Annotated in this window: 22 protein-coding genes; 10 read left to right on the top strand and 12 right to left on the bottom strand. The window is 55.4% G+C overall.

Annotated features, from left to right (window positions below; genetic code table 11):
* Nucleotides 1–10: 10 nt before the first annotated feature.
* The 3 genes from GGU46_RS15265 (at nt 11) to GGU46_RS15275 (ending at nt 2594) form a co-directional block, all read left to right on the top strand.
* Nucleotides 11–694 (top strand): OmpH family outer membrane protein, encoded by a 684-nt coding sequence (locus GGU46_RS15265; RefSeq protein ID WP_183404433.1) that lies wholly within the window; start codon nt 11–13, stop codon nt 692–694.
* 45 nt (nt 695–739) lie between these two features.
* Nucleotides 740–1375, top strand: coding sequence for an OmpH family outer membrane protein (locus GGU46_RS15270; protein WP_246399041.1), 636 nt, complete (start codon nt 740–742; stop codon nt 1373–1375).
* 118 nt (nt 1376–1493) lie between these two features.
* Entirely contained in the window at nt 1494–2594 is a 1101-nt protein-coding gene (locus GGU46_RS15275; RefSeq protein ID WP_183404435.1) for an RluA family pseudouridine synthase, read from the top strand.
* Between the two features lie 80 nt (nt 2595–2674).
* Here GGU46_RS15275 and GGU46_RS15280 read toward each other — a convergent pair whose 3' ends face one another.
* The 8 genes from GGU46_RS15280 to mazG form a co-directional block, all read right to left on the bottom strand.
* Nucleotides 2675–4297 (bottom strand): tetratricopeptide repeat protein, encoded by a 1623-nt coding sequence (locus GGU46_RS15280; RefSeq protein ID WP_183404436.1) that lies wholly within the window; start codon nt 4295–4297, stop codon nt 2675–2677.
* A 52-nt stretch (nt 4298–4349) separates the two neighbouring features.
* Nucleotides 4350–5369 (bottom strand): PstS family phosphate ABC transporter substrate-binding protein, encoded by a 1020-nt coding sequence (locus tag GGU46_RS15285; protein WP_246399042.1) that lies wholly within the window; start codon nt 5367–5369, stop codon nt 4350–4352.
* A gap of 371 nt (nt 5370–5740) precedes the next feature.
* On the bottom strand, nt 5741–6439 hold the full coding sequence (locus GGU46_RS15290; protein ID WP_183404437.1) for an energy transducer TonB: 699 nt from the start codon (nt 6437–6439) through the stop codon (nt 5741–5743).
* 359 nt (nt 6440–6798) lie between these two features.
* The gene (locus tag GGU46_RS15295; RefSeq protein WP_246399043.1) at nt 6799–7629 is read right to left on the bottom strand and encodes an energy transducer TonB; all 831 of its coding nucleotides are present in this window, start codon (nt 7627–7629) and stop codon (nt 6799–6801) included.
* Nucleotides 7626–8150, bottom strand: a complete 525-nt coding sequence (locus GGU46_RS15300) for an ExbD/TolR family protein (protein WP_183404438.1) — start codon at nt 8148–8150, stop codon at nt 7626–7628. Before GGU46_RS15300 ends, GGU46_RS15295 begins: the two co-directional genes overlap by 4 nt.
* Nucleotides 8151–8161: 11 nt before the next feature.
* The gene (locus tag GGU46_RS15305; protein ID WP_139924729.1) at nt 8162–8791 is read right to left on the bottom strand and encodes an ExbD/TolR family protein; all 630 of its coding nucleotides are present in this window, start codon (nt 8789–8791) and stop codon (nt 8162–8164) included.
* A gap of 70 nt (nt 8792–8861) precedes the next feature.
* Nucleotides 8862–9740, bottom strand: a complete 879-nt coding sequence (locus GGU46_RS15310) for a MotA/TolQ/ExbB proton channel family protein (RefSeq protein WP_139924728.1) — start codon at nt 9738–9740, stop codon at nt 8862–8864.
* A 261-nt stretch (nt 9741–10001) separates the two neighbouring features.
* The gene (mazG, locus tag GGU46_RS15315; protein WP_183404439.1) at nt 10002–10841 is read right to left on the bottom strand and encodes a nucleoside triphosphate pyrophosphohydrolase; all 840 of its coding nucleotides are present in this window, start codon (nt 10839–10841) and stop codon (nt 10002–10004) included.
* A 164-nt stretch (nt 10842–11005) separates the two neighbouring features.
* Between mazG and glmM the strand changes: the two genes are divergently transcribed.
* The gene (gene glmM / locus GGU46_RS15320) at nt 11006–12394 is read left to right on the top strand and encodes a phosphoglucosamine mutase (RefSeq protein ID WP_183404440.1); all 1389 of its coding nucleotides are present in this window, start codon (nt 11006–11008) and stop codon (nt 12392–12394) included.
* 189 nt (nt 12395–12583) lie between these two features.
* Nucleotides 12584–13738 (top strand): cysteine desulfurase family protein, encoded by a 1155-nt coding sequence (locus GGU46_RS15325; RefSeq protein ID WP_183404441.1) that lies wholly within the window; start codon nt 12584–12586, stop codon nt 13736–13738.
* Here GGU46_RS15325 and GGU46_RS15330 read toward each other — a convergent pair.
* A complete protein-coding gene (locus GGU46_RS15330; protein ID WP_183404442.1) occupies nt 13735–14664 on the bottom strand; it encodes a DUF389 domain-containing protein in 930 nt (309 codons plus the stop codon). The genes GGU46_RS15325 and GGU46_RS15330 overlap by 4 nt on opposite strands.
* 156 nt (nt 14665–14820) lie before the next feature.
* Between GGU46_RS15330 and GGU46_RS15335 the strand changes: the two genes are divergently transcribed.
* Together GGU46_RS15335 and GGU46_RS15340 are read left to right on the top strand one after the other, a co-directional pair.
* On the top strand, nt 14821–15474 hold the full coding sequence (locus GGU46_RS15335) for a hypothetical protein (protein ID WP_183404443.1): 654 nt from the start codon (nt 14821–14823) through the stop codon (nt 15472–15474).
* Between the two features lie 22 nt (nt 15475–15496).
* Entirely contained in the window at nt 15497–15982 is a 486-nt protein-coding gene (locus GGU46_RS15340) for a PRC-barrel domain-containing protein (RefSeq protein WP_183404444.1), read from the top strand.
* Between the two features lie 77 nt (nt 15983–16059).
* On the opposite strand, the gene hemH is transcribed toward GGU46_RS15340, so the two are convergent.
* Nucleotides 16060–17106 carry a ferrochelatase gene (gene hemH / locus GGU46_RS15345; RefSeq protein WP_183404445.1) on the bottom strand — a complete coding sequence of 349 codons (1047 nt, stop codon included), beginning with the start codon at nt 17104–17106 and terminating at the stop codon, nt 16060–16062.
* Between the two features lie 465 nt (nt 17107–17571).
* Here hemH and era point away from each other — a divergent pair, with 465 nt between their 5' ends.
* The 3 genes from era to GGU46_RS15360 all read left to right on the top strand — a co-directional run bounded on the left by era (nt 17572) and on the right by GGU46_RS15360 (nt 20401).
* Nucleotides 17572–18471 (top strand): GTPase Era, encoded by a 900-nt coding sequence (era, locus tag GGU46_RS15350; RefSeq protein WP_183404446.1) that lies wholly within the window; start codon nt 17572–17574, stop codon nt 18469–18471.
* 156 nt (nt 18472–18627) lie between these two features.
* Nucleotides 18628–19950, top strand: a complete 1323-nt coding sequence (der, locus tag GGU46_RS15355; protein WP_183404447.1) for a ribosome biogenesis GTPase Der — start codon at nt 18628–18630, stop codon at nt 19948–19950.
* 214 nt (nt 19951–20164) lie between these two features.
* Nucleotides 20165–20401 (top strand): hypothetical protein, encoded by a 237-nt coding sequence (locus GGU46_RS15360; RefSeq protein ID WP_183404448.1) that lies wholly within the window; start codon nt 20165–20167, stop codon nt 20399–20401.
* 322 nt (nt 20402–20723) lie between these two features.
* Here the strand turns inward: GGU46_RS15360 and GGU46_RS15365 are convergent, their stop codons facing one another.
* Together GGU46_RS15365 and murQ are read right to left on the bottom strand one after the other, a co-directional pair.
* Nucleotides 20724–21290 (bottom strand): hypothetical protein, encoded by a 567-nt coding sequence (locus GGU46_RS15365; protein ID WP_183404449.1) that lies wholly within the window; start codon nt 21288–21290, stop codon nt 20724–20726.
* A 352-nt stretch (nt 21291–21642) separates the two neighbouring features.
* Nucleotides 21643–22446, bottom strand: coding sequence for an N-acetylmuramic acid 6-phosphate etherase (gene murQ, locus GGU46_RS15370; protein WP_183404450.1), 804 nt, complete (start codon nt 22444–22446; stop codon nt 21643–21645).
* Between the last annotated feature and the right edge of the window lie 46 nt (nt 22447–22492).

The following is a 22492-nucleotide window of genomic DNA, read 5'->3' on the forward strand; positions in this document are numbered from 1 at the left end:
TTTTTACCATATGAACAAGATGTTTTCGTGGGTAGCGGCCGCTGTGCTGTTCCTGCTGGTAGCGGCCCCTCAGGCGGCAGAGGCTCAAAAGTTCGGCTACGTTGATTCCGAATTTATTATGGGCAAGATGCCGGCCTACGCCCAGGCCCAACAGGAACTCAATACGTTGTCCGGCAACTGGCAGAAGGATATTGAGGCGCAAAAAAAAGATCTGGATAAGCTCTATCGGAATTATCAGGCTGAAGAAGTGGTTCTTACAGAGCCGATGAAGAAGAAACGGCAGGACGAGATTCTGAAGAAGGAGCAGGATATTAAAGCCTACTCCAACAAGATCTTCGGTTTTGAGGGCCAACTTTTCAAGAAGCGGCAGGAGCTGACCAAGCCGGTACAGGACCAGGTGTTTGAGGCCATCGAAAAAGTAGCCAAGAAAAAGCAGTTGGCTATTGTATTCGATAAATCCGGCGACCTGACCATGCTCTACACCAACCCCGTGCACGATTACACGGAGTTTGTGTTGGAGGAGCTGGGCCTGGCCTCGGAAGAACGCAACCAACCCGCCCAGAAAGGTGCCGTTCGGACGGTTACTACCCCTCAGGCTCCGGGTGGGGAAGCGGCCACGGAAGAAGAACCGGCTCCTGCCCGCACCAAGCAGCCCACCCGCACGACTCCGCGGCCGGCAACCCGAAAAAACTAACTTTGCGCATCTAACTCTCTGACATTTTTCCTTTTGATGACCACCATGAACAAATTCCGCGTTGCGCTGGCTGCTGCCGCTCTTACCTTCTCCACGGCTACGGTTTCGATGGCCCAGACGGCTGCTCCGCTGAAAATTGGCTACACCAGCGTACAGTACGTGCTGAGCCAGATGCCCGAGAGTAAGCAGATTGAGTCGCAGCTGAAGGACTACAGCACGCAGCTCAAAACCCAGCTCGATGCTAAAGGCAACGAGTTCCGCACCAAAGCCGAGGCCTACCAGAAAGGCGCTTCTACCATGACAGAGGTAGTACGCGCTGATAAAGAAAAGGAGCTGCAGAACCTGCAGCAGTCGATTCAGGAGTTTCAGCAGAACGCTGAGGTTTCGTTGCAGCAAAAGCAGCAAACCCTGCTGAAGCCGGCCTTGGATAAGCTGCAGAAAAACATTGATGCCGTAGCGGACGAAAACGGTTACACTTACATCCTGAACTCGGACGGTGACAGCCCGCTGCTGCTGCACGGCCCCAAGGACGGCGACGTATCGGACCTGATTCTGAAGAAGATGGGAATTACCCCGGGTGCCGCTGCTGCTGCTCCTAAAGTAACTACTCCGGCGGCCAGCCCCGCCGCGGCTACCCCTACGGCCAGCTCCACTAAAACCAAAACCAAGACGAAGAAATAGTACGGCTGTGGCCGCGTATTCTTCCTGACGCAGAACAGCCGGGGCCTTGCTCCGGCTGTTTTGTTTATATAGACACCTGGCTGAACTTCGCTGTCTGCCCACTGCCCGATTACGCTCCATGTATCACGACCCAGAAGAATTTCCTGACCTAACCGCCGACGCTGCTGGTGCCGCCTACCCCCCCGGAGCAAGCGAAACGCCGGACGACGAAGATGGAGACGAACTATATGAGCACCACCGGATCCGGGCCGACCGGCGGCAGGAACTGCTGCGCCTGGATAAGTTTCTGCTGAACCGCCTGCCCAGTACTTCCCGTACTCGCATTCAGAATGCTATTCGGGCAGAGGCGGTACAGGTGAATGATCGGCCCGTGAAATCAAACTACCGGGTGAAACCGCTGGATGTTATCACAATTACGCTGCCGGAGCCACCTCGCGAGTTCAAGGTAGTACCGGAGCCCATGGACCTCGATATCCGCTACGAGGACCCCGAGCTGCTGATTGTGAACAAGCCCGCCGGACTGGTAGTGCACCCCGCGTACGGCAACTGGAACGGGACCCTGGTAAATGGGCTGGCTCATCACCTGCAGAACTTGCCTACGGGCCGTAACGGTGAAATCAGGCCCGGGCTGGTACATCGCATCGACAAGGATACCTCCGGGCTTCTGGTGATTGGTAAAACGGAATTTGCCATGACCCACCTTTCCAACCAGTTCTTTCATCATACCATTGAGCGCACCTACCTGGCCCTGGTATGGGGGGTACCAAAGGAGGAGCAAGGCACTATTCGCGGGAATATTGGGCGTAGCCTGAAAGACCGAAAGGTACAGGCCGTATTTCCTGAGGGTGATTATGGTAAGCACGCCGTTACGCATTACAAAGTGCTGCAGTCGTTTGCTGGCAAGGTAGCCCTGCTCCAGTGCAACCTTGAAACCGGCCGCACCCACCAGATACGGGCGCATATGAAACACATTGGGCATCCGCTGTTTGGTGATGCCACGTACGGAGGCGACAAGATCGTATATGGGCAGCGAACGGGTGCCTACAAGACGTTTGCCGAGAAAATGCTAGCTGCTATGCCCCGGCAGGCCCTGCACGCCAAATCACTGGGCTTCGAGCACCCAGTGACGCACGCGCAACTACAGTTTGAAGCAGAGCTACCAGCTGATTTCGAGTTCCTACTGCTGAAGTGGGCCGAGTTTGCACAACACGATGTGTAGACTACCCGCCTGCACAACATAAAAAGGCCTGCTACATGGGGTAGCAGGCCTTTTTATGTTGTGCAGGCGGATGGTGAAGCTTACTTACGCTTTACCGGAGCCTTAGCGGCGGTCTTAGGCTTATTGATTTCAGCTATTGCAGTCTTGGCTTGCTGGTCATTGGGGTCCAGGGCCAGAGCCTGCTGCCAGTAAGGCAAGGAAGCCGTCTTATCGCCCTTCTGGTAGTAGTAGTAGCCAAGGTATTTGTTGGCCTCGATCAGGCCGCTCTTATACTTGGCTGCATCGGCCGAAGAGCCAGCTACTTCAATGTATTTCTCGTAGTAGGGCTTCGCTAAGCCCTGCTTCGAATCCTTATCAATGTTGGCATTGGCACGGGCACGCATCTGATAGCCGGGTACGTAGTTCGGGCGCTCGGTTAGCACCACGCCGTACAGGCTATCGGCTTGGGCGTACTGTCCATTCAGCTCGTAAGCTCGGCCTAAATACACCTTATCCGTCAGCTCGCCTCCCTTGGTAGCAGCCATCCGGGCTTTCAGAGTGGTAATGGCGTTAGGATAGTCCTTGGCTGCCAGGTAGGCCTGAGCCAGTTCGTTCTGCAGCTCAGCCGCTTTCTTTGGATCAGCATCAATGGCTTTTTTGATGATGGCTGCTCCTTCGGCTGTCTTCCCGCCTTTGATCAGCATCTTACCGTAGTACACATTGTCTTCGGTAATCAGCTTATTGCTGGCAGTGGCAAGCTGCATGTACTTCTGCATGGCAGCCAGAGCCTCATCATTTTTGCCCGTCTCGTAGAGAGAGTAAGCCCGCAGGCGGTTCATCGTCAGGTTATTCGGCTCTTTAGCCAAAACCTTGTCTACCTCTACCAGCGCCTCCGGGTACTTTTTGGTCAGGTACAGGAAGGAAGCCGATTTGGCGTCCGTGCTCGAGGTTTTCTCCGCCAGAGAAGAGTACTTCTGGAATTGAGCCAGTGCGTCGTCGTAGCGGCCTGCGAAGTAGTAGGTTTCGGCCAGGGCGTTGTAAGCCGGCGCGTAGTTCGGGTCGAGGCTGATGGCCTTGTCGAAGTTGGTTTTGGCTTCGTTGTAGGTACGGGCGCGCATGTTCAGCTGGCCCTTACGTACATACGCCTGCACGTTGTTAGGGTCGGCCAGGGTAGCACGCTCGTAGCTGTTCATAGCCTCGCCACCACCTTGTTCCGTTTTCAGATACAAGTCACCGCGGGCAATCATCAGGGCCGGATCGTCCTTGCCTTTGTTAAGTTTCTCGCCGGCGCTAACGTAAGAAAGCGCTTTGGTTACGTCCTTCACATTAGATTCAGCGTACGCCTGAGCAATCATGGTGTACACCTTCTGATCCTTGCCTTTAGATGCCTTAACAGCATTGTCAAACTGAATTTCAGCCTCCGCCGTTTTACCCTGGGCCAAAGCGGCCCGGCCGGCGGCTATCTGGGTAAAAGCATCCTTTGGGTTCAGAGTAATGCGGTTGAAGTAATACGCGGCCGAATCAGGCATATCGCGCATTTGGTACAGACGGCCCAACTCAAACGAAGTTTCGTTCGATTGGCCTTGCCGCAACAACGTGGCGCGGGCCTCGCCGTAACGCTCCAACTCAATGGCTTTTTGGGCGCCCGATGATTGGGCCAGGGCAGCAGAGCCCGAAACAGACAAAGCAGCGAGGAGCGTGAGCTTCCAGGGCTTAAAGTTCATGAGCAAAAGGTTTAGTGAAAATGCGGAGGGAAAGGAAAAAGAAGAAGCGAATCTACTGGGGCTTTACGTCGATAAGACGAACTTGTCCGGTCGCAGGCATCAGGCCAGATTTCAGTATGATGAGCTGACCCTTATTACCTGCAACAAAAGATGCAAAACCGGTGCCAAGTCCGGCCCTTGCTTCCCGGCTGATTACGTACAACTCACGCCGCAGCGGATATACTTTCTGGGCCAGATAACCCTGATAAGGTTGGATGTAGTCTGAGGGGGTAGAGCCAGTAGCTTTGGCGCTGACCCCTACCACCCGGACACGCTTCAAGAACTTCTGAACCGCTGCATCGTCCCGGTCACTAATCCAGTTTACCCCAATTACGCCAATAGCGTTCGGATGACTGGCAACGTAATCCAGCAGGGCCGGGTTTGATTTGGACGCGTAAGCTGTTTTAGTAAGTGCGGCGCCCTGCGTTACGGAGTCTTGCACAAACCGGGCAGTGCTGGAGCTGTTGTTGTCAAATACCACGGTAATGTCGCCCAGCTTATTAGTTGGGCTGAGCTGCGACCATTGCTGCTGCTTCCCGGTAAAAATGCCGCGCAGCTGCGCCATGGTAAGCAACGAATCGGGGTTGCTGGGGTGCACCACAATAGCTACTCCATCGACCCCAATACGAATAGAACGCGGAACGATCTTCAAGCGTTCCAACCGGCTGCGTTCGTCCGTGGTAAGGTCGCGGGATACAACTGCCAGCCGGATGCTATCAGCCAGAAAAGCTTCCATTACTTTTCCTTCCGGCTGGTACGCTGCCTGGATTTTAGCACTGGTGTACAGCTTCTGAAAAGTATCTACCTGCGAAGTCAGGATGGGCTCAAACGTTTCGTCAACTCCTATACGGATGGATCCACTGGTCGGAGTATCGGTGGCTTGAGCCGCGGAGCCGGAATTATCTCCACAGCTACCTAGCCCCAGGCTAGCTACTATAAGTCCGAAACCCCAAAATTTAGCGTGCGTCATCCCTGTTTTTTTTGAAATGTTGCCGGTAGGTGCGGACAAATCTAATAATTCCGTAAAATACAAAGACTGCGGCCAGCAAACGACGGACCGTATCACCAAGTGTTAAGGCGCCGGCTGGAGCAAACCACAAGTACAAACCCAGCCCTACGTAAATCACCGACATAAGCAAGGTGAAGTAGCGTACCAGGGATTGTTGTTTATGGTTGCCTAGTCTTTCTTCGGTGTGAGGCAAATCAAGCATACAAAGCAGGAGTCGGTGTGTATGATCTAAACGTCAGAGCAGGCAGGGTTTGTTCGTTTTTATGCGTACCGGCCTATTATCCAGCATCTGAACCGACAATAAAAAGCGTCCAAAAACGGATGTTACAAAGGTAACCAGCCGCTTTCGGACGCTTAAAGATCAATCTAAAAACGAATATATAGCGCAGAGCAGGCTATTCGTATTTGAACGTAATAGGCAACGTATAGCGTACCGGCACGGCATGTTGGTTCTGGTAGCCAGGCTTCCAGGCCGGCATCTGCCGAATTACGCGCGAGGCTTCCTCATCGGTTCCGTAGCCCAGGCCCTTCAAAACTTCTACGTCCATAATGCTGCCATCGGAGTTGACGGTAAAGGAAATATATACTTTCCCCTCTACTCCGGCCCGAAGTGCCTGGGAGGGGTAGCGCAGGTGCCGCTGCAGGTACTTGGTAAGGGCCGCGCTACCGCCCATGAACTCCGGCATGTTCTCTACGTGCACGAAGGGCTTGGTAACAGGCGGAGCAGCAGGTTTAGAAGCGGAGTCACTGCCGCCCACCGGGCCGGTAGCTACCAAACTGCCTCCATTGCCTTCTTGAGGCACATCACCTACTACTACTGGGCCATCGGCTACCGGAGCCGTAATCTGCTCATCCGGCACGGTTTGCACTTGCTCATCGGGCACGACCCGGGTAGCAGGTGCGCTAGGTGGCCTTACTACTACTGTAGCAGTGGCAGCAGGCTCTGCGGGCTTGGGCGTTGCGAAAACAGGGTCAATCAGCGTAATAGGCTTAAGAGGGTCAACCGGAACTTCCGGTGTTACCGTTTCTGAGGGCCAGAAACGCTGAATCAGCAGGGGGGTAGCAATTAGTAAAGCGGCTAAAGCAGTAGCCATACCTATGGCTGTGATAACATGACGCCCGTAAGCTTTCCGGAGTACATAAGCCCCGTAGGCTTTGTTGCGCCCTTCAAATACGATATCGTCCAGGGATGGGAGGGAGGTGTGCGCGGATGTGGTCATGTGGTATAGAGTATGAAGTGAACAAGGAATTAAACGCTGCTAATTTCTCAAGCCATAACCTCTGCTCTTTCTCCTGCTACTCTCTGGCTTTCACTTACTAAACGCCACAACTAACGCACATAGTATGCGAGCCGACTATATTTATTATTCTTTATTAAAAAAATAGAACCCGAACCAGGCCAAAGCCTGATTCGGGTTCTAAGCTGCATTTCTGGCGAACCAGAAAGCGAAATCTACTTAATAGCGAAGGTTACTGGAACAGTGTAGTACACCGAAACAGCCCGACCGTTCTGCTTACCGGGAGTGAAGCGAGGCAGGTTTTTGATAACCCGTAGCGACTCTTCGTCGCAACCGGCACCAATGCCTTTCTGCACTTCGGCGTTCGTAACCGACCCGTCGGGGCCCACTACGAACTTAATGAAAACACGACCTTCTACTTGGTTGCGCAGTGCCATAGCGGGGTACTTGATGTTCTTGGCGATGTACGCCAGAAGAGCTTCTTGCCCGCCGGGGAAAACCGGCATCTGTTCAACGTAGGTGTAGGGCTTGGTTTCCACTACCTCCTCTACCGCTTTGGTGCCTTCACCAGGTTCCAAACCAGCCAAGTCGGCAGGGTTGTCGGTGTTGCCCTTTACGGTTTCGTTGGCTACCACTTTGTCCTTCAGCTCTTCCTGATCCGGAATTTCTTCCTGCTTTTGTACCTCGTTGTCTTTTTTTACAACAGGCGGCACAAACTTAATCGTGGAAAGCTTGGGTGGTGGGGGTGGCGGCGCGTCTGGTGGCGGCGGCGGCGGGGGTGGCGGCTTAGTGGCATCCAGGGGTGGGGCCTCCAGTACGTTCACCTTCAGCATCTTCTCCTCAGCTACTACCTCTTCTTTCTTTAGCATGCGTGCCACCAGAGGGAAGGCAATCATGAGAGCGAAGAGCGCAACAGAGATAAGCACTGCCCGGGTTACGTGCTTGCCATACACCCGCCGGATTACGTAGGCTCCATAGGCCTTATTGCGCCCCTCGAAGACGATGTCATCGAGGGAGGCTTTGGCCAACTGTGCGTTGTCCATCATAATCCAGAAGATTTAATCAATTCCGTGTCATTCTTCGTGATGCTCACCAACGCATATTTCTTCGTTTCGGTGATGTTCATCTCGTCCAGAATGTCCACCATGTTCTTATAAGCGGCCTTCTCTTCGGGCTTAATCAGAACTACGAGGTCCGGATTGCTTTTGTGCTGAAGCAGCACTTTGCGAACTCCATCGGCTCCGTAGTTGGTAAGCTTCAGTTCAGGCTTCTCAGTGCTACTCAACAACCCATCGTAGTAATACAATTTGTTGTTTTCGCCTAAGAGCAGCGTCAAAGCATTAGATTCTTTGATAGCTGGGGGCTCAGGATCATCGGGCTTCGGCTTCACCGGCATAGCTACCTCCATTACGGTAGGCTTGCTAAAGGTAGTCGTAAGCATAAAGAACGTAAGCAGCAGGAAGGCCAAGTCCACCATCGGGGTCATGTCAATTTTGGTCGACATTTTCTTGGCCCGCTTCTTTCCGCCTTTCCCTCCGCCGGAGGCTTGTTGTTGTATTTCTGCCATGTCTGTGCGGGTTAGTTACTGGCCGTGGGTTTGGTTTCCAGGTCAGTAATCAGGTTGAACCGGTTGATGTTCTTATCCTGCATCAGTCTAATGACTTTCATCACAGTCGGCACATCGGCGCTGCCGTCACCCTTGATAGCCACATAGGCAGGCTTACCGTAGGGCGATTTGCGACTCAGGGCCTGAGCAGTCTGTACCCACTCGATGAACTGGTTGTTAACGGAGTCAGCAGGAATACCCTCCTGTTTCACGTTCTTCCGCTGTTCACTGTCCAGGCTCAGGAGCGCGGGCAGTTTTTCGATGGGAGTACCAAAGCTCGAAGCGACGCCTCTAAAGGCTTGGATCTGAGCGGGAGTGAAGCTCACTCCGTACTTAGCTCCTACCTGGGTCAGCAAATCCGACTTGATAGCGTCATCATCCACTCCGAAGAACACCCGCTTCTCTTTGTCAACCGCAATGGTAATTACGTGCGACTCCGGCAAGCGAATTTCAGAAGTAGAAGAGGGCGTATCAACCACCACAGCCTCTTCCGGGGCAAACTTGGTGGTGAGCATGAAGAAAGTCACCAGCAGGAAGGCCAAGTCCACCATCGGGGTCATATCCAACGACGGTGACGTTCTATGAGGCTTTACTTTGGGCATTGCTGGTGTAGTTAGTTAGCGTAATTCAGAAACGAAGTAACCTGTGCTTTAGTGCGTTGCGGCACTAAAATTAAGCAGTGTGGTGCTCGGTTTCGCCGTGCTGAGCGGCAAAGGTCTGAATGATGCTGAAGCCAGCTTCGTCGATGCTGTAGGTCAGCTCGTCAATTTTGCTGGTGAAGAAGTTGTAGGCTACGATAGCCAGAGCCGAGGTGCTGATACCCAGAGCCGTGTTGATCAGTGCTTCCGAGATACCGTTAGCCAGACCTACTGCGTCAGGAGCGCCACCTTGGGCCAGAGCCGAGAAGGCCTTGATCATACCCAGTACCGTACCGATCAGACCTACCAGGGTAGCGATAGAAGCCAGGGTCGAGATGATAACGAGGTTTTTCTCCAGCATAGGCAGTTCCAGAGCGGTCGATTCTTCAATCTCTTTCTGGATGGCCAGGATCTTCTGATCTTTCTCCATGCCACGCTCACGAGCCATTTCCTGGTATTTGCCCAGGCCAGCTTTTACCACGTTGGCAACCGAGCCTTTCTGCTGGTCGCAGGCGGCAATAGCGCCCGTAATGTCGTTCACGTTCAGTTTCTGACGGATGGTGCGCACGAAGGACTCAATGCTCTTGCTGCCTTTTGCACGGCTGATGGTCAGGGCGCGCTCAATCGAGAAGATGATTACGCACAGGAACATGGTAATCAGCACGGGTACTACCGGACCACCTTTGTACACTACACCGAAGTAGTCGCCGGGGAGGGGGTTGTTTTCGTTGTTGCCGCCTTGGAAGTGGCTGCCATCACCTAATACAAATTTGTAGACTACTACGCTTACAATAAACGCCAATACGATGGCGAGAATGGCAAACATCGAAGAACCACCGCCCTTGGCTTCGCCTTTCGGCGCAGCAGCGGCGGGCCGAGCCGCGGGCTTGTTCATGGCATTCTTTTGTTCCATTGTTCCGGAGAATTAGGGGGTTGTTGGTGAAAGGTTGAAGTACGATTAAAAAAATGGAAAACAAGTGGCTAGGCTATAGACGGAGAAACCCCGCTCACCCGCACGCATAGCTTCAAAAAGCCTGGATAGCGTGGGTCTGCTCGTGCGCGGGGCCCGGTTCGAAAATAGATCTAGCCTTGGCAAACCTAATTAAAAACCTGTGTGCCGCCAAATGAAAAATGGGTTTAACGACGATAAAGCAATACGCTTCTTTCCAAAAGGCTATTTCAGACCCGGGGTTGGAGGCGCTACGGGGGGTAGCTTTTTCGCCTGTTCCCAGTATGTATCCATCTGAGCCAGCGTAAGGTCGCGGAGCTGGTGACCATCCTCAGCTGCTGCCGACTCCAAATACTGAAAACGCTGAATAAACTTACGATTGGTGCGCTCCAGGGCCTCTTCAGGGTTGATTCCGGCGTGACGGGCAAAATTGATAAGAGAGAAAAGTAAGTCGCCAAATTCGGCGACCGCTGACGCTTGGTTATCCTCCGAGGGGTAGGGAGTTACAAATTCGGCCTGAAACTCCTGTAGCTCTTCCTGTACTTTCTCCCACACCTGCTCCGGCCGCTCCCAGTCAAAGCCAGCGCCTCTGGCTTTTTCCTGGATGCGCATGGCTTTTACCAAGGCAGGTAACGAGCTTGGTACGCCACCCAGGACCGAGGAGTTCCCTTTTTCCTGCAATTTTAGTTGCTCCCAGTTGCGCTTTACGTCCTCTTCGGTATCGGCAGTAGTGTTGCCGTAAATGTGAGGGTGCCGGAATATAAGCTTCTCACACTGCGCGTTGAGCACGTCGGCAATGTCGAATGCGCCTTGTTCACTGGCAATTTTGGCGTAAAAAGTAAGGTGAAGCATTACATCACCCAATTCCTTCTTTAAGTCGGGCAAGTCGCCGCGAATGATGGCGTCGCTGAGCTCGTAGGTTTCTTCGATGGTTAGGTGACGCAGACTCTCGAGCGTCTGTTTTTTGTCCCATGGGCACTCGGCCCGCAGGCGGTCCAGTACATCGAGCAGACGGCCGAAAGCCTCCAGTTGGGCCGCGCGGCGGGCAGAAGAGGTATTTTCCATTAAACCAAATATACAACACCGGCCCCGATGAAGCGAGTGGCGGGGGCTTTGTTCGGGGCTGATTACCCGCGCCGGGGAATTCCGCGTAGGGAAAGCAGGGGTAGTTGCCTACTTTTGCCTTCTCATACTACGCTTACCAAGTACTTCATCATACAGACAGCACAGTGGCACTGATTAAATCCATTTCGGGCATACGAGGAACCATTGGGGGAGCAGCCGGTAGCGGCCTGACCCCCATTGATGTGGTTAAATACGCCGCCGCTTTTGGCACGTGGGTGCTGCAAAAAACGCAAAACAACACCATCGTAATCGGGCGCGATGCCCGGCTGTCGGGGGATATGGTAAGCCGGCTGGTGTCCGCGACGCTGCAGGGACTGGGCATTAACGTAATAGATCTGGGATTAAGTACTACGCCCACGGTAGAAATGGCCGTGCCCGCCAAGCAGGCAGGTGGTGGCATCATTCTTACGGCCTCGCACAACCCCAAGCAGTGGAATGCCCTGAAGCTGCTGAACGCTAGTGGTGAGTTTATCTCGGATGAGGATGGTAAACAGGTGCTGGCACTCGGCGACGCTGAGGCATTCGACTTTGCTCCTGTTACCAAGCTGGGCAAATACACCACCGACGATACCTTTCTACAGGAGCACATTAACACTATTCTTGCCCTACCCCTGGTTGATAAGGAAGCCATCAGGGCCAAAAACTTCCGGGTGGTGGTAGATGCCGTAAACTCTACGGGCGGTTTTGCGGTGCCTATGCTGCTGGAGCAGTTGGGTGTGGAGGTTATTGAAAAGCTGTTCTGCGAGCCGACCGGTGATTTTGCTCACAACCCAGAGCCCCTACCCGAAAACCTGCGTGATATTGCCCGGGTGCTGGAAAAAGGCTCTTTTGACCTGGGTATTGTGGTGGACCCCGACGTGGATCGGTTGGCTCTGGTGAACGAAGACGGCACGATGTTCGGGGAGGAATATACCCTAGTGGCCGTGGCCGATTACGTGCTGCAGCGGAATGGCGGGGGCAATACCGTCAGCAACCTAAGCAGCACCCGTGCCCTGCGCGACGTAACTGAGAAGCAGGGCGGCAGCTACGCCGCCGCCGCTGTGGGCGAGGTGAACGTAGTAAACAAGATGAAAGAAACCAACGCCGTGATTGGCGGCGAAGGCAACGGGGGTATTATTTACCCCGAACTGCACTACGGCCGCGACTCATTGGTGGGAATTGCCCTGTTCCTGAGCCATTTGGCAAAGTCGGGGATGACTATGACCCGGCTGCGGGCTTCGTACCCGAATTATTTTATCTCGAAGAATAAGATCGAGCTGACCCCGGAAATTAACACGGATGAAGTATTGGTCCGGATGCAGGAGCGTTACGCCAAGCACCCCATCAATAGCATCGATGGGGTAAAGATTGAGTTTGATAAGGAGTGGGTGCACCTGCGCAAATCCAATACGGAGCCCATCATCCGCATTTATGCTGAATCAGAATCCAACGCCACGGCTGACCACTTAGCCAATAAAATCATCGGCGACATCAAGGAAATCATCAGCAAATAGCCTTGGCTCTGATTGTGTGAAAAGCACCCCGGCCTAAGTCCTGCAGCGGCTTATGCGGGGTGCTTTTCAGTTGGTGTCGGGCAGCTGACGCCGGGTCCAACGTACAGAATTCCGGCCACCCCGCCGGAAATCCGTATTTTTGCTCTGCCTTCTCTCCTAGTTTCTCACGATTACGCTTCGGTTTTGCTCATGAATGTGTATTTCGATAACGCCGCCACCACACCGCTGGACCCCGAAGTGCTGGATGCCATGCTGCCCTTCATGCGGGACCATTTTGGTAACCCCAGCAGTATTCACGGCCACGGCCGGCAGGTGCGCGCCGCCATCGAAAACGCCCGCAAAACCATTGCGCACTTAATTAATGCCGCGCCGGCTGAAGTGGTATTTACTTCCTGTGGTACAGAGGCCGACAACTACGCGGCCTTTGGCAGCATCCGGACGCTGGGACTGAAGCACGCTATAACTTCGCCGCTCGAGCACCATGCGGTGCTGCATACGATGCAGGCCCTCGAAAAAGCCGGCGACATTCAGCTTAGCTACCTGCGCCACGATGCGCAGGGCCGGTTTGATCTGGAGCATCTGGATGAGCTGCTGACTACGCACCCACGCTCCTTCGTAAGCCTGATGCACGCCAACAATGAAATTGGCAACCTCAACGACATTGCGACCATCGGGGACATCTGTGCCTCGCACAACGCCGTTTTTCATACCGACACGGTGCAGACCATGGGCCACTACCGCCACGATGTGCAGCAGCTAAAAGCACACTTCCTGGTTGGTTCGGCCCACAAGTTTCACGGTCCGAAGGGGGTAGGCTTTCTGTACCGGCGCTCGGGAATACTGGTTGACGCCCTGATTCACGGTGGCTCGCAGGAGCGCAACCAGCGGGCCGGCACCGAGAATGTATACGGTATCATTGGGCTGGCCAAGGCTCTGGAAATTGCCTACCGCGATATGGCCGCGCATCAGCGTCACATTCAGGAACTGAAAGACCGGTTTATTCAGAAGCTGCGGGCCGAGATTGAGGGCGTAGAATTTAACGGCACTTCCGCCGAGCCTGATCAAAGCCTGTACACGGTGCTGAGCGTAAGTTTGCCGCCCTCGGCTCTCAATGAGATGCTGCTGTTCAACCTGGATATCAATAAGGTATCGGTATCGGGAGGGTCGGCGTGCACTAGCGGAGCCAACGCTGGCTCTCACGTGTTGGGTGCCCTGGGCGCCGATCCTGACCGCGGAACCATTCGCTTCTCCATGAGTAAGTACAACACGGCCGAGGAAGTAGATTACGCCGTGGAACAGCTGGCCAAAATGTATCGGCCGGAGCCCCTGAAGATGCGCAGTTAGGCCAGAGGCTGGCGTTTGTGCACCAACGCCTGTTTCAGACCGAACAGGATAACCCCGGCACCAATGATAAATACCCAGTCCAGAGCGAACCGCTCTAACCCTTTATAGGCCAGGGTAGGCTGCCCGGTAACTAAGCCCGCCCCAATAAGAGCTGCCGCCGGAATAATAGCCAGCGCCACCAACGGCCCGGCCTGGAAGCTCCGCCGAAAAGCGGCCAGCATAACTACGCCGGCCAGGGCAGCACTGGCAGAAGGCAGCAGCTCCGTGAGCTTAGGATGCACGATGTGCTGCACCTCAGGGTTGCTTGCCAGCGCTGCCGCCGACGATTCGCCGGCGGCTATCAGGGCATACATGGTCAGGGCAGCGCACAGCACCAGGAAAGCGTAGCCCACCAGCGTTGAAATAATCCCGAGCTTAAGAATGCTCCAGCGTTTGAGCACCAGAGCCAGCGGAACCTTCGCCATGGGGTCGAAGCCGGGGGCAATGATGGCCGAAGACACGAAGGCCACTGCCTGCGGTACGGGTTCGGCCACCAGCCCTACCGTACAGATAATACCCCCTAGCCCCATAAGCAGCAGGTAGTTAGTCGTAATACGGCCTTGGTGGCGGAGGCCACTTTCCATTTCCTCCCATAAGGCCTCATCCTTATCGTTTTCCACAGTTTCCTGCTGCGCCGGTGCAATGAAGCTGGTTGCCTCGCTGGTGGTTACACTCAGGTCGGTGTCGTGGCCGACCGTAGCCCGGGCCTGGCGTAGTACGGCATCCACACCCCGATTCAGCACGTGTACGGTCAGCACGTCGCCGGCCGGCTTGCGCGAGGCACCGGCCTGTACCGTTAGGGTAATAACTTCTTCCAGGGAAGCCAGCTGCTGGCATAATTCGTTGGTGGACGAGGGCGGCACGGTAAAGCTGAGGATTCGGTGCATACGAAAGGAGTGAATGAACAACCTAGCGTACGTGTAAAGCCGCCCGAAAGGCCATGGCAGGGCGCAAACAGGCATGGCGGAGTCAAATCTGAGCTGCCGAAGTATCGGAATGCCGCCGGCCTGCGTATGGATGGGCCGTACCTCACGCCTTATCTGATGGCTGAAATCAATATCCAGCGTAAAAAATCTTCTCCCAGCCCTTGGCTGCTTATTTTGCTGGTGCTGGCGGTAATAGCCGTTGCGGCCTACTTCCTGCTACGCGCCGACTCCGAAACACCGGTACCGGCGCCCGTTCCGGCCGGGGCAGGTGTGCCAAACCCACCAGACAGCACCACCGGTGCCGAAACGGGGCCGGTACCGGCGTCTGATGCCGTAGGGGATATGGCCTCGGAGCCAATTCCAGTAACGCCAGAAGTGCTGACGGCCTTTGCCCAGGGCGACCCGGCACAACCCCAGTACGGGCGGGAAGGACTGCGCCTGCTGACATCAGCTTTGGTAAGTCTGGCAGATCGGGACGACTTGCGCGAACCCACAGTTGCTACCCGCCGCGACGAGCTAACCAGCGCTACCGCTCGGTTGGAAGAACCGGGCAGTAGCCTCCGACCGGGCTACGTGGCCGCGGCCGCACTCATGCAGGCCATGCAGCAGAAAGCCTATCCGGCCCTCGAAACCGATATGAATCAGCTGACCACCCAGGCCACGGCCCTGAGCGGGCGCACCGCTACCCCCCAGGACCAGCAGCAACTGCGCGACTACCTGGTCCGGGCCGCTACCGTTGTCACCGCGCTAAGTCAACCACCCGCCCGCTAAGTCGGCCCGTTTTTGCTTTTCTATGGAACCTACCACCGATCCGATTCCCTCCGGCCAGGGCCTGCACCTGCGCCGCCTGCGCGACCTTCCTGACTTTGAAGTGGCTGACGATAACCCCGACGTGCGCGGCTGGGCAGTGCGCGGTGCTGATGGCCGTCAGTTCGGGCAGGTGCACGAACTGATTGTAGATACCGATGCGCTGAAGGTGCGCTACCTCGACGTGGAACTGGATGACAGCCTGCGTATTAACCCGCACGAACGGCATATTCTGCTGCCCATTGGAGCAGCGGCCCTGGACGAGGACGGCGACAATGTGTTCGTGCCTTCCCTCACCACCGAGCGGGTGCTGGAGTATCCGCCCTACGTGGAAATTCAGATTACTCGACAGTACGAGGAAGCCATGCTTCGGGCCCTGAACCTTTCGCTGCCCCCAACCGCGCCGGCTGATTTCTACAATCAGTCCAGCTACGATGACCACACATTTTATCAGCGCCGCCGCCTGCAGTAGAGTCGGTAGTATTTCCATAAAAGAGGGCCGTTTCTTATTGGAAACGGCCCTCTTTTATGGAAGAATAACTCAAAGGTTTAATTACGCCGGATCATATTAACCACCGCTTCAACCCATTGCGGATGCGAATTCAAGGATGGAACCAGTTGCCAATGGTCCCCCCCGGCTTCCTCAAACATTTCCTTGAATTCTTCGCCTACCTCAATGGTGGTTTCCAGGCAGTCGGCCACGAAAGCGGGGGAAAACGCCAGCACGTTTCTGATGCCTTTAGCCGGCATTTCCTTTAGCACCTCGTCGGTATAGGGCTGCAGCCATGGGTCGCGCAGGCGGCTTTGCAGGCGGCTCTGAAAGCAAGTAGTGTACTGATCGGGGCTGAGGCCTAAGGCTTTGCCCAGCTGGCGTGAGGTTTCAAAGCACTGGGCCCGGTAGCAGTAGCGGTTATTTTTGTTGTAGCTGTTGCAGCAGTTGCCCAGCTTACAGTAGCCCTTGTGGCTGCCCTTCAGCACGTGGCGCTCCGGAATGCCGTGGTAGCTGAACACTACGTGGTCGTAGTCGTGCTTGGCCATTTCTTCTTTTCCCAGCGTGGCAAAGCTGTTGATAAAGCCCGGGTCGTCCACGAAGGTGCTGATAAAGCTGATGCTGGGCACAATCCACCACTTGCTGACCAGCTCCATCACCTTTTCCTGCACCGAGCCGGTGCTGGCCGCCGCGTACTGCGGGAACAGTGGCAGCACAATAATGCGCTCCACGGCCGCGTCGCGCAACTCCTGCAGGGCACTCTCAATGCTGGGGTTCTGGTAGCGCATTCCGAAGGCAACCAGGTAATCTTTGCCCAACTGTTCCTGCACCAGCTTCTGTAAATCCAGGCCGTGATAGAGCAGAGGCGAGCCGCGCTCCGTCCAGAGCTGCTGATAAACTTTAGCCGATTTGGGAGCCCGCAGAGGCACCACCAAGCCCCGGAACAGGGGGTAGCGCACAGCTGCCGGCATGTCAATCACGCGGGCATCGGTCAGAAATTCGTTGAGGTAGCGGCGAACGTCACTGGTTTGCGGGGAATCCGGCGTGCCAAGGTTGACGAGCAGGACACCAATGCGGCCTTTAGCAGAAGAAGAGGTGGTGGGCATAGAATACTATAACGCCGTGGGATGTTACCAGAGCGAGTCGTCAGGAAACGTAATAGAAAGCAAATAAGCTGCTTTGCTGAACCACAAAGTTCGCCAACGAATCACAAAGTGAAACCTGACTTATGTCATCTTTCACTTTGTGGTACAGACAATCTTGCCAGGGTCTATGTTTCGTTACTGAGTGCCTAGTATACCAGAGTTGGCCCTGCGGGCCTGGTCTGCCTTGCGGCTCAGCGAAGGGTGGGGTAGCAGCAAGAAGGGAGAAGCACCGCGCAACAACACCAGTCGTAAGTAATTGAGATTGAACTATGGCAGTGGGAAGCGAAGTTGGTAAGCTACAAAAACAGCAGTCGGCCTAAGTCATGCGGTTCAGTGCGCTACAGAGGGTAGCACTCAGTGTGTAGGGGTAGCGTGCAAGCCTCGTTATAAACCTCTACCTTTGCAGGCCAAATTTCAGATTCTGAAGTGAATACCGAACCAACTCCGCACCGCGCTGGCTTTGTGAGCATTATCGGCAAGCCCAACGTGGGCAAGTCCACCCTCATGAACGCCCTGATGGGTGAGCGGCTGAGCATCGTTACCAGCAAGGCCCAGACCACGCGCCACCGCATTCTGGGCATTCTGAACGGCGACGATTTTCAGCTGGTGTACTCCGATACGCCCGGCATCATTCAGCCCAAATACGAGCTGCACAACGCCATGATGTCGTTCGTGTACTCTTCGCTGGAAGATGCCGACGTGATTTTGTTCGTGACGGACATCTACGAGAAGCACGATGAGGAGCCGGTAGTGGAGCGCCTGCGCAAGATGCAGGACACGCCCATTCTGCTGCTGGTCAACAAAATCGACCAGGCCGACCAGGCGGAGGTGGAAGCCAAAGTAGAGTACTGGCGCCAGCACCTGCCCAACGCGGCGCGGGTGCTGCCCATTTCGGCTCTGGAGAAATTTGGAACCGGCGAGCTGCTGGATTTGGTTCTGGGCTACCTGCCGGTGCACCCGCCCTACTACCCCAAAGATGAGCTAACGGACAAGCCGGAGCGGTTCTTCGCCGCCGAAATGATCCGGGAGAAAATCTTTAAGCTCTACAAAAAAGAGGTACCGTACAGCTGTGAGGTAGCTATTGAGGAGTTCAAGGAAGAAGATGATATCATTCGGATGCGGGCTACCATTTTCGTGGAGCGCGCCAGCCAGAAGGGTATCATCATTGGGCAGCAGGGCATGGCCTTGAAAAAAGTGGGCACCTGGGCCCGCGAGGAAATGGAAAAGTTTTTCCAGAAGAAAGTCTTCCTCGAAATCCACGTCAAAGTCAACGAAAACTGGCGCACCGACCCCAAAGCCCTGAACCGCTTTGGGTACCAGCAGTAGGGTAGGCGGGTAGGCGGGCAAGAGTTTCTAAATAGTCCTATTTCCTGCCCTCACACCCGCTTACCCCCTTGCCCTAACAAAACCTCCGACCAACCTTCACTTAACTACTCCGGGCACTGCCGAAACTGGTCGGGCCGGCGGCTGGAGTCAGACCCAATGAAAAACACTATTGCCATTGTGGGGCGCCCAAACGTGGGCAAATCCACGTTGTTTAACCGTCTGGTGGGCCAGCGCAAGGCCATCATGGACAACGAATCCGGCGTGACCCGGGACCGGCACTACGGCTACGGCGACTGGACCGGCAAGTACTTCACCGTGATTGACACGGGCGGATACGTGCACAACTCCGAAGACATCTTCGAGGGCGAAATCAACAAGCAGGTGAAGCTGGCCATCGACGAGGCCGACGTAGTGCTGTTCATGGTGGATGTGGACGCCGGCCTGCACTCCCTCGATGAGGAGTTTGCCAACGTGCTGCGCCGCTACCAGGGCAAAAAGCCCATCTACATCGTTGCTAACAAAGCCGATACCAACGCCCGCGCCCACGCGGCCGGCGAGTTTTACGCGCTTGGGGTTGGCGACGGGGAAATTTACCCGATCAGCTCCCAGAGCGGCTCCGGCACCGGCGACTTGCTGGACGCCGTAATAAGCCACTTCGAGGAAGAAGGGGTAGAAGAACCCGACGCCGGCGTGCCGAAAATTGCCGTGGTAGGCCGCCCGAACGTGGGCAAGTCGTCGTTCGTGAACCTGCTGCTGGGTACGGAGCGCAGCATCGTGACGGACATTGCCGGCACCACCCGCGACTCGATTCAGGCCCGCTACAACGCCTTCGGCAAAGAGTTTATTCTGGTAGATACGGCCGGTTTGCGCCGCAAAACCAAGGTGCACGAAGACGTGGAGTTCTACTCCGTGCTACGCTCCATCCGGGCCCTGGAAGAGTCCGATGTGTGCATTGTGATTCTGGATGCTACCCGCGGCATTGAGGCCCAGGACCTGAACATCATCGGGCTGGCCGACAAGAACCGCAAGGGCATTGTGATACTGGTGAACAAGTGGGACCTGATCGAAAACAAGGAAACCAACACGGCCAAGGAGTTTGAGGAGAAGATTCGGGAGAAGATTGCGCCCATCAGCTATCCGCCCATCATCTTCACCTCGGTACTCACCAAGCAGCGCATTCACAAGGCCATTGAAACGGCCATTGACGTGTACGAGAACAAGCGCCGCAAAATTCCGACTTCGGAGCTGAACGAGGTGATGCTTAAGGAAATTGAGAAGTACCCGCCGCCCATCCAGAAGGGCAAAATGGTACGCATCAAGTACGCTACCCAGCTACCCACGCACAACCCGGTGTTTGCCTTCTTCTGCAACCTGCCCCAATACGTGAAGGAAAGCTACGCCCGCTACCTCGAAAACCGTCTGCGCGAGAATTTTGACTTTACCGGCGTGCCCATCGGTATTGTATTCCGCAAGAAGTAAGCGGTAGTGCTAATGCGCAAAAGCCGGCTGCCCTCACGGGGGCAGCCGGCTTTTGCATTCAGGTAGGTCCGCAGAAAAAACAGAAATTTTTTTGCTGCCTGGGTTACCTTCTTCTGGTTGAGGTATAAAGCGCCAAAATCAGTGGTACTTCCCCGGAAAAGCCGCTGGTTTAACCCCCAATCGATTTTCACACACTCCCTTATTAACCCCTTGTATGAAAAAGGTTCTGTTCCTTGCTCTGGCTGCTGCTTCGTTCACTTTCGCTTCTTGCGACAGCAAAACCGAAAACGCTCAGGAAGCTCAGGCTGAGAAAGTAGAAGACGCTAGCGAAAACCAGGCCGACGCTCTGGAAAACGCTGGCAACGAAGCCGCCGCTGACTCGGTAGAAGATGCCGGCGAAGCCGCCGCTGACAAAATGGAAAACGCCGCTGACTCGACCGACGCTAAGTAATCGGCCAAGCCAGTTAACAAAAAAGGGCTGCTCGTACCGGGCAGCCCTTTTTTGTTGTGGGATGAAGCCCCAAGGCTTCTCATTGGCCCGGTACAATGCCCGGTTTTAGGCAGAGCCTTACTTTATCTGAGTTAACTTTTCAGCCATGCGGAAGATATTGTTTCTGATCCTGATAGGGGCTGCGCTAGGAAGCAGCGGTTGCGACACCCGGCAGGAAGACGCGCTAGAGGCCCGGGTAGATGCTGTTCGGGACTCAGCCGATATCAAAGCCGAAACCATGGAAATGCCTCTGGATTCTGTGAGTACTCGCTAGCAGTTCCCACTACCCCAGGCGGCGCTGCAAAAGACCATCTACTGTTTCGAACAGCTTGCGGGGGGGGTAGGTGCGCCAGGGCAACTCGTCGAGCTGTCCGCCGAAATTGACGTAGTTGTCAATGTTGTACTGGCGCATTTCCCGGATAACATGCTCCTGGAAGTTGACGCCGGCAATCCAGCCATCCTCCACATCCTCAAACCACTCCTCATAGTACGAGTCGTCGGAGCCGTGGAAGTTGAATACATTCTCACCAATCAGGATGAATTTGCGGATGCCCTCATGCGTCATCAGGTCAATGATATTACGCTTGAGTTGCATGATGTCGTTCTCGATGGCGTCGTTCCACTCCCCGATAAACTCGATAATACCGATTCCCAGGTCGTAGTCCACGAACAGGATTTTCAGGTAGAGCGTTTCCGAGTCCAGGCTGTCCCATTGCGGGTGGATGTAGTAGCCGTACACGGTGTTTGTATAGGTGTCGAGGCTGTTTTCGGCTTCGAAAAGCGGGGAGCGAGGATCTTCGGAGGCGGAGTATTGTTCCAGCCAGGCGTAATGGGGTTCGATGGTATGCACGGCGCGAATCAGGCAGAAGGTAGCAAAACGAGCGGCTCGCCCCCGGGCACTACCGGCCGGGGCGGCTGCTGGGTTTAACGGGTTTGCCGCGTAAACCGTTCGGGGCAGGGTAGCGGGCTCCGGACAGAGACACCCGGGTAAGCAAGTCAATCAGCAATAGCCCGGGCAAACCGCCCAAGTCTGCCCTAACTGCGGTTGCCCACTACTGCCGGCGGGCGGCTACCAAGCCCCGCCAAGCAGGCCCAGCAGCCTGCCGCCGTATGCCAGTAGTAGGCAGCACAAGCCTGCTTGCAAAGTAACCAGCCCCCAAGTGAGGTAGCGCGTAGCAGTTTCAGCTATCAAACCAGACCGCCTAGGATGCGCGAGCCGCCAGTGCCGCCCGCACGGAGCCGTGCTGGCGCAACAGGTCCGCTGCTTCGGCCTGCGAAATGTGAAGCTCATCCATCAGCATCCGCTCGCCGCGGTCTACCAGCTTGGCGTTAGAAAGCTGCATATCCACCATTTTGTTGCCTTTCACCCGCCCGAGCCGAATAAACGTGGCGGTGGTGAGCATGTTGAGCACCAGCTTCTGGGCGGTGCCAGCCTTTAAGCGGGTGCTGCCCGTTACAAACTCCGGCCCCGTAACTACCTCCACCGGAAACTCGGCTACGGCCGCTACCTCCGAGCCGGCGTTGCACACGATACAGCCCGTGGCTACCCCGCGTTGGCGGGCCTGCTGCAAGCCGCCGATTACGTAGGGCGTGCGGCCCGAAGCGGCAATACCAACCACTATATCCTGCTCCGTAATGTGGTGCGCCTGCAGGTCAAGCCAAGCCTGCTGGGCATCGTCCTCGGCGTTTTCTACGGCTTTGCGGATGGCCGTGTCGCCGCCGGCAATCAGCCCGATGACTACCCCATGCGGTACGCCAAAAGTAGGCGGACACTCGGAGGCATCCAGAATACCAAGCCGGCCGCTGGTGCCCGCTCCAATGTAGAACAGGCGCCCGCCCGCGCCAAGGCGGGCCACGGTGGCCTCTACCAACGCTTCGATTTGGGGTAGGGCCTGGGCCACGGCCATTGGCACTGTTTGGTCCACGCTATTGATGCTGGTTAGCAGCTCGTGGGTAGAAAGCGTTTCGAGGTTATTGAATAGAGAGGAGCTTTCGGTGGTGCTCATACAGAAAAGATAGGCCGTGAGGTGATGGAAGGCGCAGGGGGGTAGG

Origin of the sequence: Hymenobacter latericoloratus, from assembly GCF_014199535.1 — a bacterium.
In the GTDB taxonomy this organism is placed as follows: Bacteria; Bacteroidota; Bacteroidia; order Cytophagales; family Hymenobacteraceae; genus Hymenobacter; species Hymenobacter latericoloratus.

Bases quoted from the DNA above. Each gene is read 5' to 3' on its own strand.
- GGU46_RS15265 (WP_183404433.1), top strand. From the start codon at position 11: ATGAACAAGATGTTTTCGTGGGTAGCGGCCGCTGTGCTGTTCCTGCTG.
- GGU46_RS15270 (WP_246399041.1), top strand. From the start codon at position 740: ATGAACAAATTCCGCGTTGCGCTGGCTGCTGCCGCTCTTACCTTCTCC.
- GGU46_RS15275 (WP_183404435.1), top strand. From the start codon at position 1,494: ATGTATCACGACCCAGAAGAATTTCCTGACCTAACCGCCGACGCTGCT.
- GGU46_RS15280 (WP_183404436.1), bottom strand. From the start codon at position 4,297: ATGAACTTTAAGCCCTGGAAGCTCACGCTCCTCGCTGCTTTGTCTGTT.
- GGU46_RS15290 (WP_183404437.1), bottom strand. From the start codon at position 6,439: ATGGCTACTGCTTTAGCCGCTTTACTAATTGCTACCCCCCTGCTGATT.
- GGU46_RS15295 (WP_246399043.1), bottom strand. From the start codon at position 7,629: ATGATGGACAACGCACAGTTGGCCAAAGCCTCCCTCGATGACATCGTC.
- GGU46_RS15300 (WP_183404438.1), bottom strand. From the start codon at position 8,150: ATGGCAGAAATACAACAACAAGCCTCCGGCGGAGGGAAAGGCGGAAAG.
- GGU46_RS15305 (WP_139924729.1), bottom strand. From the start codon at position 8,791: ATGCCCAAAGTAAAGCCTCATAGAACGTCACCGTCGTTGGATATGACC.
- GGU46_RS15310 (WP_139924728.1), bottom strand. From the start codon at position 9,740: ATGGAACAAAAGAATGCCATGAACAAGCCCGCGGCTCGGCCCGCCGCT.
- mazG (WP_183404439.1), bottom strand. From the start codon at position 10,841: ATGGAAAATACCTCTTCTGCCCGCCGCGCGGCCCAACTGGAGGCTTTC.
- GGU46_RS15325 (WP_183404441.1), top strand. From the start codon at position 12,584: ATGAATGTGTATTTCGATAACGCCGCCACCACACCGCTGGACCCCGAA.
- GGU46_RS15330 (WP_183404442.1), bottom strand. From the start codon at position 14,664: ATGCACCGAATCCTCAGCTTTACCGTGCCGCCCTCGTCCACCAACGAA.
- GGU46_RS15335 (WP_183404443.1), top strand. From the start codon at position 14,821: ATGGCTGAAATCAATATCCAGCGTAAAAAATCTTCTCCCAGCCCTTGG.
- GGU46_RS15340 (WP_183404444.1), top strand. From the start codon at position 15,497: ATGGAACCTACCACCGATCCGATTCCCTCCGGCCAGGGCCTGCACCTG.
- hemH (WP_183404445.1), bottom strand. From the start codon at position 17,106: ATGCCCACCACCTCTTCTTCTGCTAAAGGCCGCATTGGTGTCCTGCTC.
- der (WP_183404447.1), top strand. From the start codon at position 18,628: ATGAAAAACACTATTGCCATTGTGGGGCGCCCAAACGTGGGCAAATCC.
- GGU46_RS15360 (WP_183404448.1), top strand. From the start codon at position 20,165: ATGAAAAAGGTTCTGTTCCTTGCTCTGGCTGCTGCTTCGTTCACTTTC.
- murQ (WP_183404450.1), bottom strand. From the start codon at position 22,446: ATGAGCACCACCGAAAGCTCCTCTCTATTCAATAACCTCGAAACGCTT.